At 42.4% G+C, this 15,178-nt stretch carries 15 protein-coding genes; 12 read left to right on the top strand and 3 right to left on the bottom strand.

Going from position 1 to position 15,178, the window contains the following annotated elements:
* The first annotated feature begins 63 nt into the window (after positions 1-63).
* Together flhB and flhA are read left to right on the top strand one after the other, a co-directional pair.
* Positions 64-1,215 (top strand): flagellar biosynthesis protein FlhB, encoded by a 1,152-nt coding sequence (gene flhB, locus JI723_RS12885; RefSeq protein ID WP_070926032.1) that lies wholly within the window; start codon positions 64-66, stop codon positions 1,213-1,215.
* Positions 1,208-3,304, top strand: coding sequence for a flagellar biosynthesis protein FlhA (gene flhA, locus JI723_RS12880; RefSeq protein ID WP_272579881.1), 2,097 nt, complete (start codon positions 1,208-1,210; stop codon positions 3,302-3,304). The genes flhB and flhA overlap by 8 nt, the downstream gene beginning before the upstream one ends.
* Positions 3,305-3,937: 633 nt before the next feature.
* Here flhA and JI723_RS12875 read toward each other — a convergent pair.
* The 3 genes from JI723_RS12875 to flgA form a co-directional block, all read right to left on the bottom strand.
* The gene (locus JI723_RS12875) at positions 3,938-4,378 is read right to left on the bottom strand and encodes a flagella synthesis protein FlgN (protein ID WP_140181607.1); all 441 of its coding nucleotides are present in this window, start codon (positions 4,376-4,378) and stop codon (positions 3,938-3,940) included.
* A 5-nt stretch (positions 4,379-4,383) separates the two neighbouring features.
* Positions 4,384-4,698, bottom strand: a complete 315-nt coding sequence (gene flgM, locus JI723_RS12870; protein ID WP_070926040.1) for a flagellar biosynthesis anti-sigma factor FlgM — start codon at positions 4,696-4,698, stop codon at positions 4,384-4,386.
* A 247-nt stretch (positions 4,699-4,945) separates the two neighbouring features.
* Complete coding sequence (gene flgA, locus JI723_RS12865; RefSeq protein ID WP_070926042.1) at positions 4,946-5,602, bottom strand: flagellar basal body P-ring formation chaperone FlgA; 657 nt, start codon at positions 5,600-5,602, stop codon at positions 4,946-4,948.
* 362 nt (positions 5,603-5,964) lie between these two features.
* Between flgA and flgB the strand changes: the two genes are divergently transcribed.
* The 10 genes from flgB to flgK all read left to right on the top strand — a co-directional run bounded on the left by flgB (position 5,965) and on the right by flgK (position 15,163).
* A complete protein-coding gene (gene flgB, locus JI723_RS12860; RefSeq protein ID WP_272579584.1) occupies positions 5,965-6,378 on the top strand; it encodes a flagellar basal body rod protein FlgB in 414 nt (137 codons plus the stop codon).
* 5 nt (positions 6,379-6,383) lie between these two features.
* On the top strand, positions 6,384-6,788 hold the full coding sequence (flgC, locus tag JI723_RS12855) for a flagellar basal body rod protein FlgC (RefSeq protein ID WP_140181613.1): 405 nt from the start codon (positions 6,384-6,386) through the stop codon (positions 6,786-6,788).
* A gap of 11 nt (positions 6,789-6,799) precedes the next feature.
* A complete protein-coding gene (locus tag JI723_RS12850; protein WP_272579585.1) occupies positions 6,800-7,630 on the top strand; it encodes a flagellar hook assembly protein FlgD in 831 nt (276 codons plus the stop codon).
* 30 nt (positions 7,631-7,660) lie between these two features.
* Positions 7,661-8,875, top strand: coding sequence for a flagellar hook protein FlgE (gene flgE / locus JI723_RS12845; RefSeq protein ID WP_140181615.1), 1,215 nt, complete (start codon positions 7,661-7,663; stop codon positions 8,873-8,875).
* Between the two features lie 15 nt (positions 8,876-8,890).
* A complete protein-coding gene (locus JI723_RS12840; RefSeq protein ID WP_272579586.1) occupies positions 8,891-9,646 on the top strand; it encodes a flagellar basal body rod protein FlgF in 756 nt (251 codons plus the stop codon).
* A gap of 21 nt (positions 9,647-9,667) precedes the next feature.
* Positions 9,668-10,450 carry a flagellar basal-body rod protein FlgG gene (flgG, locus tag JI723_RS12835; RefSeq protein WP_070926050.1) on the top strand — a complete coding sequence of 261 codons (783 nt, stop codon included), beginning with the start codon at positions 9,668-9,670 and terminating at the stop codon, positions 10,448-10,450.
* 89 nt (positions 10,451-10,539) lie between these two features.
* Positions 10,540-11,271, top strand: a complete 732-nt coding sequence (locus JI723_RS12830) for a flagellar basal body L-ring protein FlgH (RefSeq protein ID WP_070926052.1) — start codon at positions 10,540-10,542, stop codon at positions 11,269-11,271.
* Between the two features lie 37 nt (positions 11,272-11,308).
* Positions 11,309-12,412 (top strand): flagellar basal body P-ring protein FlgI, encoded by a 1,104-nt coding sequence (locus JI723_RS12825; RefSeq protein ID WP_337979424.1) that lies wholly within the window; start codon positions 11,309-11,311, stop codon positions 12,410-12,412.
* On the top strand, positions 12,412-13,389 hold the full coding sequence (gene flgJ / locus JI723_RS12820) for a flagellar assembly peptidoglycan hydrolase FlgJ (RefSeq protein WP_070926054.1): 978 nt from the start codon (positions 12,412-12,414) through the stop codon (positions 13,387-13,389). The genes JI723_RS12825 and flgJ overlap by 1 nt, the downstream gene beginning before the upstream one ends.
* 133 nt (positions 13,390-13,522) lie before the next feature.
* Positions 13,523-15,163 carry a flagellar hook-associated protein FlgK gene (gene flgK / locus JI723_RS12815; protein ID WP_272579587.1) on the top strand — a complete coding sequence of 547 codons (1,641 nt, stop codon included), beginning with the start codon at positions 13,523-13,525 and terminating at the stop codon, positions 15,161-15,163.
* Positions 15,164-15,178: the final 15 nt, after the last annotated feature.

Below are 15,178 nucleotides of genomic sequence, written 5' to 3'. Positions count from 1 at the left end.
TTTTTTTACACTCTGTCATGCTATAGACCAAAATTGTCATCTGCTGACGAACAAGGAAACGGCGTGTCTGATGAAAGTGATGTAGAAAAAACAGAAGAGCCCACGCCTCATAAAAAACAAAAAGCAAAAGACGACGGGCAGATTGTTCGCTCCAAAGAGCTGAGTTCGTTGATGATGATGTTAGCGGGTATTAGCTTGCTATGGCTGAGTGGGGGGCATCTTGCTGATGAGTTACGGCAAATTTTCCGCCAAGGTTTTATTTTTGATGGCCACTATATTCAAAATACTGGATTGATGTTGAGTTACTTAGGACGAGTAGTGAGTGAAGCATTATTTGCTTTATTCCCTGTGATTGGTGGGTTAGCGCTGGTTGGGATCTCTGCATCATCATTGGTAGGGGGATTAGCCTTTAATAGCAAATCCATTAAGTTTGATTTGAAAAAACTTAATCCAATTTCAGGATTAAAACGCATTTTTTCAATGAATGCGCTTTCAGAGCTATTTAAGGCAATACTGAAGTCGTTATTTGTTGGGCTAGGTGCTGCCATTTTCTTATGGCAAAACTGGCCATCATTGTTACACCTAGTTACTGAATCACCGGTGACAGCCCTAGGCAATGCGATGCATAAAGTGATTTTTGCAGGTTACTTGATTGTATTTTTACTGATCCCAATGGTGGCTTTTGATGTTTTTTATCAATTTCGCTCACATCTGAAGAAGTTGCGCATGAGCCGCCAAGAAATTAAAGATGAGTTCAAACAGCAAGAAGGTGACCCACAGATAAAAGCGAAAATTCGTCAGCAGCAGCGCGCCATTGCGCGTAACCGAATGATGGCAGATGTCCCACAAGCAGATGTTATTGTCACTAACCCAACCCATTATGCTGTTGCATTAAAGTATGACGACAAAAATATGGGGGCACCTAAAGTGTTAGCAAAAGGAGCTGGGGTACTAGCACAGCGTATTAAGGAAATTGGCCAAGAGCATCGGATTTTGCAGCTTGAAGCACCACCACTTGCACGTGCTTTGTATCGTCATGCAGAGATAGGGCAAAGCATTCCTGTTGCACTCTATGCAGCAGTAGCAGAAGTTTTAGCATGGGTTTACCAATTGCGTCGTTGGCGACGTGAAGGTGGATTAAAACCAAGAAGACCGAAAAATTTACCAGTACCACCGGCGCTGGACTTTGTTGGAGAAAACAATCGCGATGGCTAATTTGGCTGCATTATTAAAATTGCCGAAAACGTTACAGGGCACGCAATGGCAAATTTTGGCTGGGCCAGTTCTCATCTTATTGATCTTATCAATGATGGTCTTGCCATTACCGGCTTTTATTTTAGACTTATTATTTACTTTTAATATTGCGTTATCCATCATGGTGCTATTAGTCGCCATGTTTACTAAACGTACCCTCGATTTTGCCGCTTTTCCTACGATCCTGCTATTTGCGACATTATTACGCTTATCACTGAATATCGCTTCAACGCGGATCATTTTGCTTGATGGTCATACAGGCCCAGATGCAGCGGGTCGGGTTGTTGAAGCCTTTGGGCATTTCTTAGTTGGTGGTAATTTTGCTATTGGTATTGTGGTTTTTATTATCTTAGTTTTGATTAACTTCATGGTTATCACTAAGGGAGCGGGGCGTATTGCTGAGGTAGGCGCTCGCTTTGTGCTAGATGGAATGCCCGGTAAGCAAATGGCGATTGATGCTGACTTGAATGCAGGGATCATTAATGATGAAGAAGCCAAAAAACGCCGATCTGAGGTAACCCAAGAGGCCGATTTTTATGGCTCAATGGACGGTGCAAGTAAATTTGTCCGTGGTGATGCTATCGCGGGGATCATGATTATGGTGATCAACGTGGTAGGTGGTTTGATTATTGGTGTTGGTCAGCATCATATGACACTCGGTGATGCAACGAGTGCTTATACCTTGCTGACTATTGGTGATGGGCTCGTGGCACAGATCCCCGCGTTAATCATTTCAACCGCAGCAGGGGTTATTGTTACTCGGGTTGCAACGGATGAAGATGTGGGTGAGCAGATGGTTACCCAACTGTTTAATAACCCACGAGTGATGTGGCTAAGTGCAGGGGTTTTAGGGCTGATTGGCCTGATACCGGGCATGCCTAACTTTGTTTTCTTACTTTTTACCGCTGCATTAGCCGGTTTAGGTTGGTATTTGGTCAAAAAGTCCAAACAACCAGAACAGAAATCAGAAGATGGCCAACTAAAACAAGTTCAAGAAGCCAATAAAGTGATGGAGGCAACTTGGGACGATGTGCAGTTGGAAGATTTACTGGCTATGGAAGTAGGCTATCGTTTGATCCCACTGGTTGATAACGATCAACAAGGCGAGCTATTAGGGCGTTTACGCGGGCTGCGGAAAAAATTTGCTCAAGAAGTAGGGTATCTGCCACCCGTTGTCCATATTTGCGATAATTTAGAGTTATCGCCATGCGAATATCGGATACTTATAAAAGGTGCTGAAGTTGGGCGTGGTGAAGCTCAACCGGGAAGAAGTCTTGCAATTGATCCTGGTAATGCTGCTGGAACATTGCAAGGTGATGCCACAAAAGAGCCTGCATTTGGCCTACCAGCGGTTTGGATTGATGATGATTTACGTGAGCAAGCACAAATTCAAGGTTATACCGTGGTTTCAGCGAGTACCGCAGTCGCAACGCATTTCAATCAAATCTTGCTGCAAAATTCAAGTACGCTATTTGGTCGCCAAGAAGCACAACAGCTGTATGAGCGAGTGAAAAAAGAAATGCCTAAATTAGCTGATGATTTGATACCAGATACGATTTCATTAACCATTTTACATCGCGTATTACAGAATTTGCTCATGGAAGATGTGGTGATCCGCGATATGCGTACCATTATTGAAACACTCGCTGAAATGGCAGGAGAAAACGGTGAACAAAAAGATACCGATTATCTGACATCTCAAGTACGTATTGCTTTGGGCAGAGCAATTACACAACAGTGGTTTGGTAATGCAGATGAAATTCAAGTGATTGGACTTGATGCAAATTTGGAACAAATTTTATTACAAGCCGCTAAAAATGGTGGAGGGTTAGAACCTAATCTTGCTCAATTTATACAAACCCAAGCTGAAGATGCCATTCGACATCAAGAAGCAATGGGGGCACCAACCGTGTTATTAGTTAACCATGGTCTACGTTTGATCTTATCTCGCTTTTTGCGCAGAAGCTTACCTCAATTGGTCGTCATGTCGAATCTTGAACTGAATGATCGCCGTAAAATTCGTATGACATCAATGATTAGTGGTAGCTAATCGACCCAATTAACTTGAGATTGATTGAGATTTAGAGCCCTTGATGAACTAATGTATATTGTGTTTATTCATTGTCCATGAGGTGGGGCAAAATGAGCATAAAACTTGAACTTCAGGTATGCTCAACCATGCTAAGACTAATTCCAAATACTGATTTTAATATTAAATTAAAAGTATTATCGAAAAATATAGAACACAGTGTCATTTATCGAAAGAGGAATAAGTCCTTTTCAAATAGATCATTTTGCTGTCCCTGATAGTTATCGATTGCTGAAGTTAAATAATAAACATCAGTATCGCATGGTGACTACCGGGGATAATCCTGAAACAGTTAATCTAGTTGAATTGAAGTTTAGGAAGGATATTGTATTTAATCATGAGTGCTGTACTTAAATTAAAGTATGGCGTTCATTTGCCGAAAGGCATCGAGTAGCAGTGTCGAACTTGCCTCGAATGTTTTTCAAATGTCTTATTGAACAATACCATATTGTTATGATTGACCAAGAGCAAACATCAACACCTCTGCAACTTGAAGTATAATGGGCATATTCCCCCTGCATTATTTATCAGTATAGGGTAAGCGATACGCAAAACAGCCTGTACTATAAAAGGTAAGTTTTGGGAGAAACTTGATTAAATCGAGATCTTTTTACCTAACACAGGGCGTTTTTGCTCTAACCCATCAGCACCATATGTCGATTGATTATTATGTTTTTTGGCGAAAGCGAGGCGTTGGCTATTGAGTTCAATGTGTAATTGCAACATTTGATGGTTGCGATAATTGAGCTCTTTTAACTCTGTTGTTAGCGCTTTGATCGCTCCCCAAAGACTTTGTAGAGCAGGGAAGTCTTCGTAAGGTGCTGAAATGTTGCTCTCTTGCTCTAAACGTAGGCGGTTTGTTTCACCGTGGCTAATCGCGGCAACCAAATAGCGCTTTTGTTCCGTGGTTTCTTGGAAAGGAGACGGTGGAACACGGTGATAGCCTAACAGCAACTCCTCATTTTTCATCACTATCTGTAGTGATTGCAAATGTGCTAGTTGCTGCTCTAGCAGTATGAGTAATTCATCGTTCATATTGGTTATCTTGCTTCATTTTTCATTGAAAGCATGGATTCATGTGCATCACGTAAAATCCCATCTGCCACTTTTCCCGCGTCCATTTTCAATGTGCCATCTTTAATAGCTTGTTTAATTTTTTCAACTTTTTCACTATTAATATCGCTTGCTTGCGGTTGTAACAGCTTCTTTTGCAATTCACTGGGTGAAAAAACGCTTTCTTTCACAGATTCAGTGGTTGAAACTTTTTTATCGCGAAGAGTTGTTGTCGCATCCTGTGGATCACGAGTGGTGACTTGAGTTAATGCTGAAATTGCAGGTGTTTGCTCGATAGCCATAATATTTTTCCTATTCCGATATCTTTCTGATTCATTTTATCGGCAATTATGTTGAATACTTTAAATGCGATGATAACCTTTCGGATAATTCTATACTCTAAACAATTCAAGATTTAGGGGACAGCTTGCTAAGCGTAGCGACCATACCTTAATGAAAAGCCCTGCACCTTGCAGTATAAAAGTAGATGATTACCTGTATTTTGAGTGCATATTATCGATATAACGATATTGCGACAATCAAAAATCGCTATTTGAGTGCTATCTGAACGCTGCCATTTTCTAATGCTTCTCCATTCACAATTTGCCCATTCACTAGGCGAACGCGTGTGTTTTGTCCCGTGACTGCATTATTAATCGCTCGACCTTCATACTTCACCGAAAAGTTATTGCCGTTGGCAAACACATACACAGTCTGTCCTGCTTTTATTGCCCATGGCCGGCGGATCATGGACTGAGTAACTATTTGGCCTGCATTAATATCACGCAACGCAATACTGCCACGAATAGCGAGTTTGTCCGTTGATACCCCTGCTGGCAGCTTATCTAACAGCCCTTTTTTAGTGCCAATATCTACAAATTCAATTTTTTCACCGCGGGTAATATTACGTGTTACGACATAATATTGACCCGTAACATTAACGATTAATTGAAGATACTGTTTTTTCTTTCCACATTGGACAGGTAATGAAACATTTCCCATATTACGTCCACCAATCGGCGGCATGATCTGCGGGTTTTCACAACTCGGCCAGCGTTCTATTGGCGTTTTAATTTCAATAGAAACTTGGTTTGGTTTGCTATGTATTTTGCGAAAATAATGATTAATATCTTGTGGTAAAGAGGCTTGGGCTGCGGTTGCCATTAAAGTTAACCCACAAAATGCAGTTGTATAAAAATAACCCATCAAGTCGCCTCTTATATTGTCATATTTCAAGTTGTAGCTAAGGCATATTGACTACGTGTATTTACGTCAGTCTCTTGTTTTCTCAAGCGTTAGCAATTCATTCATTTGTTGCCCAGTACTTCGCAAATTATTTTGAGCATATATTAAAACGAGTTTCCTAGATGCTCGCAGTTTACTCATTTGTACAATAATGAATGAGCTAAATAGGTCAATAATTTTGCCTTTATCTTGCCATTAGATTTTTTATCCGCCAGCTAATATAAGCGCGTCGAATTTTAAATTTCAGCGTTTTCTGTATTGCTATCTTCCTAGAGCAGCTTTTTCAACGAGTGCTGAAATACGTTTTATCATTGAGGTTGAACATGATTGATAAATTAGATGCTTTGTTTGCTTTTGGGCAACAAGCGTTATCAATACGCGGATCGCGACAAGCGGTGCTGTCCGCAAATATCGCGAATGCAGATACGCCGGGTTATCAGGCACGTGATATTGATTTTAATCGTCAACTGCAACAGGCGATAAATAACGGCGCCGTGAAAGGTAAGGGGGTTGCACTTGCGGTGACCTCAAAAGGACACATAGAAGGCCATGGGGTAAAACAACCGGCTTTGGATCTCAAATATCGTGTGCCTTATCAGACCTCAATGGATGGAAACACGGTCGATATGGATATTGAACGCAGTCAATTTGCCGATAACACCTTGAAGTATCAGGCAGACCTAACCTTTATCAATAGCCGCATCAAAAGCATGTTGGCTGTCTTACAGCAAGGGTAATGATTATGGCTTTACTGAGTATTTTAGATATTTCAGCTTCAGCGCTGACTGCACAATCACAGCGTCTTAACGTTAGCGCAAGCAATATGGCAAACGCTGAAAGCGTAGCAGGACCTGATGGTGAGCCATTTCGTGCTAAACAAGTGGTATTTCAGATGACACCCCAAGGTCGTCATCAAGTCGGTGGCGTTCGAGTGAGCCAACTGATTGAAGATCCGACACCACCACGTTTGGCATATAAACCCGGCCACCCATTAGCGGATGAAAAAGGTTATGTCCGTATGCCTAATGTCGATATGGTTGGCGAAATGATCAATACCATTTCGGCTTCACGTAGTTATCAAGCCAATTTAGAGGTGATGAACACAGCGAAATCGCTGTTGCAAAAAACCTTAACTATAGGCCAGTAACGGGAGGCTAAATGGGCATTGCAGCGACAATGTATGATTCTTTGGACAATACCACAGCAGGCCCTGAGCCGTTGCAAAGTAATATTCCAAAGAAAAGTCAAACAGATGACATGCGTGACACATTTTTGAAAATGATCGTCACACAAATGCAAAACCAAGATCCAACTAAACCAATGGAAAACACCGATTTGACCAGCCAGTTAGCACAAATCGCGACGTTGGAAAGTATGAACAAGTTGGGTGATAGTGTTAATGGTATTTCTCAGCAAATTGGTTCAGGGCAATCATTACAAGCGACTCAATTAGTTGGAAAAGGCGTATTGATCCCACGTAATGAAATTGTGCTTGCACCATTAAAATCATCCAATAATGACAGCAGTTCATCTGTTTCTAAACCTACCAATCCACTGCCAGAAGATGAAACGACCCGTTCCTTATCTGAAAGTAGTCATGATGGTGAAACAGCTATATCTGAAGGGGATTTTATCTCTTCGCCTTTCGGCTTTTTTCTTCCCAAAATGGCCAACAGCGTTGAAATCACTATCCGTGATAAAAATCGAACTGTGGTGCGAACCATTACCTATGACACTGATGTCAAACCCGATATTTATGATATGTCGTGGGACGGAAAAGATAACAATGGCAATGTGGTTGTCGATACAAAAGGTAAATATTTTTTCGATGTCAAGGCTATCAGTAACGGCACTGAAATCGAAGTTACCAAACTAGGCTACACCCGTGTTAATGGTGTCACGCCGGGGAGTGATGCACCTTTATTGGATGTTGGTATTGGGCAAAGTGTTCCACTTAGTAGCATTTTTAAAGTCTACCCATCCGCTTAATTTTAATTTCCCAACCGTCATGGAGAAAATATGTCATTTTCACAAGCAGTCAGTGGCTTAAATGCTGCCTCAGCAGGGCTTGATTCGATTGGTAACAATATTGCCAACTCCGCAACTAATGGATTTAAAGGTGCAACGACCTCATTTGCCGATATGTTTGCCGGCTCAGGCGTGGGGCTCGGGGTGAATGTTGCTGCTGTAACACAAAACTTTAAAGATGGTTCAATTACACGTACGGATAGACCAACGGACGTTGCTATTTCAGGTAATGGTTTTTTCCGTGTACAAGATGCTAATGGCGACATTTATTACAGTCGCGATGGCCAATTTATTCGTGATAAAAGCGGTAACTTAGTTAACAACCAAGGCATGATTGTAACGGGATACCCAGCGAGTGTTGATAATAAAGGTAATGTGGCTATTCAATCAGGGGGGGTACCTGAGGCACTTAATATCCCAACCGATATGATGGATGCTAAAGCGTCGGATATGGCTAAACTGACGATTAACCTGAATTCGGAAGACAATCCTAAAACATTTGACCCAGATAACCCAGATATACCGGGGAGCTATAACTTTAGCACTACGATGACTGCCTTTGATAGCCAAGGCAATACGCACGAAATTTCTGTTTATTTTGTCAAAACCGATGACAATAAATGGACAGCTTATGCGAAAGATGCCAATGACAAAAAAGCGGTAAAATTAGGAGATATGACATTTGATGGTAATGGTCGTTTATCTACACCAGCAGATGCAAAATTTCCTTTCGACTATAAAGGCCTTAACGGTGCGAATAATGGCACTTTACAAGTTGACCTAAATAATACTCGCCAACAAAAAGTCAGTGAATCATCAGTGAGTGCTATTGATGTAAATGGCTATCCAGCCGGTGAATATACAAACTTCAAAATCGAAGACAATGGTCTGATTGTGGCTAACTACTCTAACCAACAAAAACGTGTAGTGGGGCAGGTGGCATTGTCTGCTTTTGCGAATCCAAATGGTTTAGTGTCTCAAGGTGGCAACGTTTGGGCATCGTCGAATGCGTCAGGTAACCCTATTAATGGCGTACCGGGGGTTGGTCAGTTTGGCAATTTGACCAGTGGTGCACTTGAATCATCTAACGTTGATATGAGCCAAGAGCTGATCAATATGATTGTGATGCAACGTAACTATCAGTCGAATGCACAGACGATCAAAACGCAAGATCAGATGCTGCAAACGATGGTTAACTTACGTTAAGTATAGAGGTTGGCCATGGATCACGTTATTTATACCGCAATGGGGGGCGCACGACATGCGCTTGAAAATCAAGCGATTGTTTCAAATAACATTGCCAATATTTCTACGGCAGGTTTTAAAGCTCAGCTAGCAGCGATGCGTGCTGTCCCCATAAATGGAGATAGCGAGCAAACGCGTACATTAGTCGTTGCTTCGACTCCAGGTGCTGATATGAGCCAAGGGCCACTTAATTACACTGGTCGGCCAATGGATGTGTCGCTTAATGATAAACATTTCTTAGCGGTTGAATTGGCGGATGGAAGCGAAGCCTACACGCGCAACGGTAATATTCAGATTTCACCTGAAGGTGAGTTGATGATCGGTGAACGCCGTCTGCAAGGCGATGGTGGCCCAATTAATGTACCGCCAAATGCGGAATTAACCATTGGTCAAGACGGTACGGTAACGGCGTTATTAGCCACTGATCCACCGACGATGTTAGGCCAAATTGGTCGCTTGAAAGTGGTTGAAGCTCAGCCCCAAGATTTATTACGTGGCGAAGATGGATTATTTCATCTATCGCCACAAGCACAAGCGGCTAATGGTAATGGGCTCCCTCAAAGCGAAAATTCAATTATCACTTCAGGGGTAATTGAAGGCAGTAATGTCAATGCCGCTGAGGCGATGGTGGCGATGATTGCCAATGCTAGACATTTTGAAATGCAGATGAAAGTTGTGCGTAGTGCAGATGAAAATGCGCAAAAAGCGAATCAACTGCTTACCATTAGTTAACTTATTAGTAAGGAATTATCCATGATCCGTTCTCTATGGATTGCTAAAACAGGGCTTGATACTCAACAAACGAACCTTGATGTTATTTCAAACAACTTGGCAAACGTGAGTACTAATGGTTTCAAGCGCCAGCGTGCGGTATTTGAAGATTTACTGTATCAAAACATTCGTCAACCGGGGGCGATGAGCTCGGAACAAACCTCGTTACCATCGGGGTTGCAGTTAGGTACAGGTTCTCGCCCTGTTGCCACCATGCGCATTCATAGCCAAGGTGCTTTAAACAAAACAGGTAATTCAACCGATATCGCGATTAAAGGGCAGGGTTTCTTACACGTCCAAATGCCTGATGGGACGGATGCCTATACACGTGATGGTGCTTTACAACCTAACCAAGATGGTCAATTAGTCACTTCAAGCGGCTATCAAATCGTGCCTGCTATCACTCTCCCTGATAATGCAGAGAGTTTAACCATTGCTCGCGATGGTACCGTTTCTATCAAGGTATTTGGTGACAGCCAGCCACAACAAATTGGACAAATTACGTTATCGACCTTTATCAATGATGCGGGTTTGCAAAGTATGGGGGAGAACCTATACATGGAAACGGCGAGTTCTGGTGCACCAAATGAAAGTGCGCCGGGAACGAACGGTGCGGGCTTGCTATATCAAAATATGCTTGAAACCTCGAATGTCAATGTTGCCGAAGAATTAGTCAATATGATCCAAACGCAGCGTGCTTATGAAATTAACAGTAAAGCAGTTTCTGCATCAGATCAGATGTTGCAACGTTTAACGCAGCTTTAATTTCATAAATTACATCAAGTGGTTATGCCAACAACCACTTGATGAGCGCCTATTAGGTAAAACAGAAACAGCAGCAAAAGAGCATCATAATGACGAAAAGCGGTATTGCCCTTAATAATAGAAAAGTCCCATCATTTTCACCGAATAAGGCTATCGTGATTGCGATGGTATTCGTCATCAGCGGCTGCGCCCACATTAAGCCTGGCCCGCTGGTGGATACTCAAACAACAGCATTACCGACAGCCCCCACTGCACCTGCACCCAATGGAGCAATTTTTCAAAGCACACAACCTGCTTATTACGGCTATCAACCTTTATTTGAAGATAGGCGCCCACGTAATGTTGGCGATATCTTAACGATTAATCTCCAAGAAAATGTTAGCGCCAGCAAAAACTCATCAGCGAATGCCAATCGTAGTGGTAAAACGGGATTCTTAGCCGCAATTTTACCGGGCTTTATGCAAGGTTGGCTTGGCGGAAGCAATACCGAATTGGATGTGAAGGGGAATAGCGATTTCACAGGTAAGGGAGGTGCAAATGCTAACAACACCTTTAAAGGCACGATCACCGTCACGGTCGATCAATTGCTAGCGAATGGTAACTTGCATGTGGTCGGTGAAAAACGGATTGCTATTAATCAAGGAACGGAGTCGATTCGTTTTTCTGGGGTGGTTAACCCACGCACCATAGGTGCTGATAATAATGTGAGTTCAACCCAAGTCGCAGATGCTCGTATTGAATACGTCGGTGATGGTTATATTAATGAATCACAAACCATGGGTTGGTTACAACGCTTTTTCTTAAATGTTTCCCCTTATTAAGATGGAAATTGAGCTGTATATCGGTAGAGATAATCGAATGAATAAATTAGTGACCCTTTTGCTCATCTTGTTCTGTTTCACGGCGGTATCTGCACACAGTGAACGGATCAAAGATCTTACTACGGTACAAGGTGTGCGTGACAATGCGTTGATTGGATATGGATTGGTGGTAGGGCTAGATGGTACAGGTGACCAAACTATGCAAACGCCTTTTACCACACAAAGTTTAAGCAACATGTTATCTCAAATGGGGATCACGGTTCCTCCTGGCACCAATATGCAGCTGAAAAATGTGGCGGCAGTGATGGTGACCGCTAAATTACCGCCTTTTGCTCGTTCAGGACAATCCGTTGATGTCGTCGTTTCCTCGATGGGCAATGCGAAAAGTTTACGCGGTGGCACATTATTGATGACGCCATTAAAAGGCGTCGATGGGCAAATTTACGCGATGGCACAAGGCAACATCTTAGTAGGAGGTGCGGGGGCGAGTGCGGGTGGCAGTAGCATCAAAGTCAACCAATTAAATGGTGGGCGTATTTCAGGTGGTGCGACTATTGAACGTGAATTGCCAACGAGTTTTGGGCAAAGTGGTATGATCAACCTGCAATTGAACGATGATAGCTTTACATTAGCACAAGATATTAGTGATGCAATTAATCGCTTACGCGGTGCAGGGACTGCAACAGCGCTAGATTCACGTACAGTACAGTTAAATGTACCAATGAATAATGCGGATCAAGTGCGTTTCTTGGCTCAGGTTCAAGAGCTGAATGTGCGAACACCATTAGCGGAAGCGAAAGTTATCGTAAATTCACGTACTGGCTCAGTAGTGATAAACCGTAGTGTAACGTTAGAAAGTTGTGCGGTTGCGCATGGTAGCTTATCTGTAACAGTTGAAAGACAAACACAAGTCAGCCAGCCAGACACACCATTTGCCGGTGGGCAAACGGTTGTAACACGTAATACTAATATAGGCGTTCGTGAGCAAGGTGGGGCGCTGCAAAAGGTCAATGCAAGCGTACAGCTTAACCAAGTGATACAGGCACTTAATACACTGGGTGCAACACCGACAGACTTGATGTCCATTTTACAAGCAATGGAAAGTGCGGGTTGTTTACATGCTAAGTTGGAGATCATCTAATGAATGATATGCAACTGATGCAGGGGGCCGCATTTGATTTGCAATCGCTGAATGGGCTAAAGCGAGAACTGACTGATTCACCTGAAAAAGGTTTGCGACAAGTCACTCAACAGCTAGAAGCAACCTTTGTCCAGATGATGCTAAAAAGTATGCGTGATGCGTTACCGCAAGATGGCTTATTTTCTAGCGATCAAACACGTATGTTAACCAGTATGTATGATCAACAAATCGCTCAGGATTTATCGCAAAAAGGGTTAGGTTTTGGCGAAATGATGTATAACCAGCTAAAAATGCAAGGTAATACCTCACCACTAGAGCAACCGATGAAACCATTTAGTATGGAAGATCGCTTAATCGACAGCCTACCTAACCAAGCGATGGCACAAATTGTGCGCCGTTTTGCGCCATTAGGTGATGCTTTATCATCACCGATGCAAAAAGTGAAATCTCTCTCTCTAAACAGTCAAAATTTCATTAGCCAACTGATCGAACCCGCAAAAGCGGCGAGCCAAAAAAGTGGTATATCGCATTTATTAGTACTTGCTCAGGCCGCTTTGGAGAGCGGGTGGGGGCGTCGTGAAATCTTAACCGCAGAAGGGAAAAGCAGTCATAATTTATTTGGCATTAAAGCCGGTAAAAATTGGCAAGGCCCTACCACCAATATCATGACGACAGAAGTGATTAATGGCAAAAGCATTAAGATGCGTGATGATTTTCGTGTTTATGGTTCTTACGAGGAAGCGATTGCTGATTACATCAATTTATTGACAGAAAATCCACGCTATCGGGACGTGAAACATGCGCAATCACCAGAGGTAGCAGCACGTCGCTTACATCAGGCTGGTTATGCGACAGACCCGAACTATTCTGACAAGTTGATTAGTCTGATCAATCAAATTCGCGGCCATCAAACCTCTGATACGACAGCCTCTCGGGCTATTAAAGCCTATAACGTCGATTTGAGTGATATTTTTTAAAATTTCATGGCGCTAGGACTAAATTTTTTTGTCGTTTTTCCGATAACCACTACAGATTTGAAAAATTTCCGGTTGATATTGCGAAGGTTTCATCAATAACCATGGCGGTAAGCACCAGAGAAAGGAACAGCTTATGCTAAACAATGTAATGAACAACGCGCTTAGCGGGGTGAATGCTGCACAAGGCGGGTTAAGTGTTATATCAAATAACTTAGCTAACGCAGGTGTGGGCTATTATCACCGCCAAAGTGCCGTTTTCGGGGAGAATCCCGGTACAATGACTCCTAATGGCTATTTTGGTAATGGCACTTATTTCAGCCATGTGCGCCGTGAATTTGATGAATTTATCAACCAACAGTATGGTCAATCGCGCGCACGTAGCGGTGACTATGAAGCTTATGCAAAAAATAGTAGCCAAGTAGATGATTTATTAACTAATGATACGGGGGATATTTCCAATAACCTTGGTAGCTTTTTTACTGCTCTGGATGCGGCGAGCAGTGATGCCAGTGATAAAACATTGATTGATGTTTTTTTGGGTAATTCAAATTCATTAGTTAGCCAACTTAAAGAAGCGGATAGACGTCTACAAGAGATGGAGCGTGATGTTAATCGCCAAATTGAAACCAAGGTGAAAGACATCAATACCTACGCGGAAAAGATTGCAGGACTCAATCAACAAATTGCACGTATGCGCTCAGTAAGTGGCTCAGAGCCTAATGATTTATTAGATGTTCGTGATCGCCTTGTCAATGAGGTCAATTCATTGGTCGGCGTCAAAGTGATTGAGCAAAACGGTAATTACAACGTTACCTTTGCTAATGGCTTGCCATTGGTTACTGGCGAAAAAGCAAATCGACTTGAAGCAGTAGCATCTGCGCAAGACGATAGCCGTTTTAGCATTGGTTTTGTGGGTGCGAATGGACAAGTTCGTGAAATCTCTGATGAGGCGATTCGTGGCGGGGAACTGAGCGGTGTTCTCCGTTCTCGCAAAGATGTGATTGATCCTGCTTATCAAAAGCTAAATCAGCTTGCGTTAGTTTTTGCCAGTAAATTTAATGAAATTCATGCCAAAGGCTTTGACGCCAACGGCAATACAGGCAAAGACTTTTTTGAAATCGGTAAAGGTGGTGTGGTGAGCAACACTTTTAACCAAGGTAAGGCTGATTTTGATTTAAGTTATAGCGATGTTTCTAAGGTGACGGGCAATAACTATGAAATGCGTTTTGATGGTACCGATTGGAATGTCACACGGTTACCTGAAGGCGTAAAAATTGCTGTCGATACCTCAACAGCCGACACCTTAAAATTTGATGGCATTGAAATAAAAATAAGTAATAACAATGCGCAAGCCGGTGATGCATTTCTAGTGAAACCTGTTGATGGTGTGATCAATGGAATGCAAACGCTGATCAGCAATGCAGCTGACTTTGCGGCAGCCGGAGCTAAAGGTAGTGGGCCTGGGGACAATGAAAACATTAAACAATTAGTCAAATTGCAAGATCAAAAATTGGTTGGCGGTAATTCGACTTTCTCTGATTATTATGCATCGATAGTCAATGAAGTAGGGAGCCAAACTAAGCAGGCGCAAATTGATTCTGAAGTACAAAATAAAATGACTGAAAGTTTTTATGCGCAAGAGCAGGCAGTTTCAGGCGTTAATATGAATGAAGAAAGCATTCAAATGCAGAAGATCCAGCAATTCTTCAATGCGAATGCACAAGTATTAAAAACGGTCGATGACTTATTCAATGCCCTGATGAGAGCATTTTAATTTTCAGTAATTAAA

The organism is Providencia manganoxydans, from assembly GCF_016618195.1.
Lineage (GTDB): Bacteria > Pseudomonadota > Gammaproteobacteria > Enterobacterales > Enterobacteriaceae > Providencia > Providencia manganoxydans.
The sequence above is the reverse complement of the archived record's forward strand: the minus strand, read 5'-3'. Positions and strand labels throughout refer to the sequence as shown.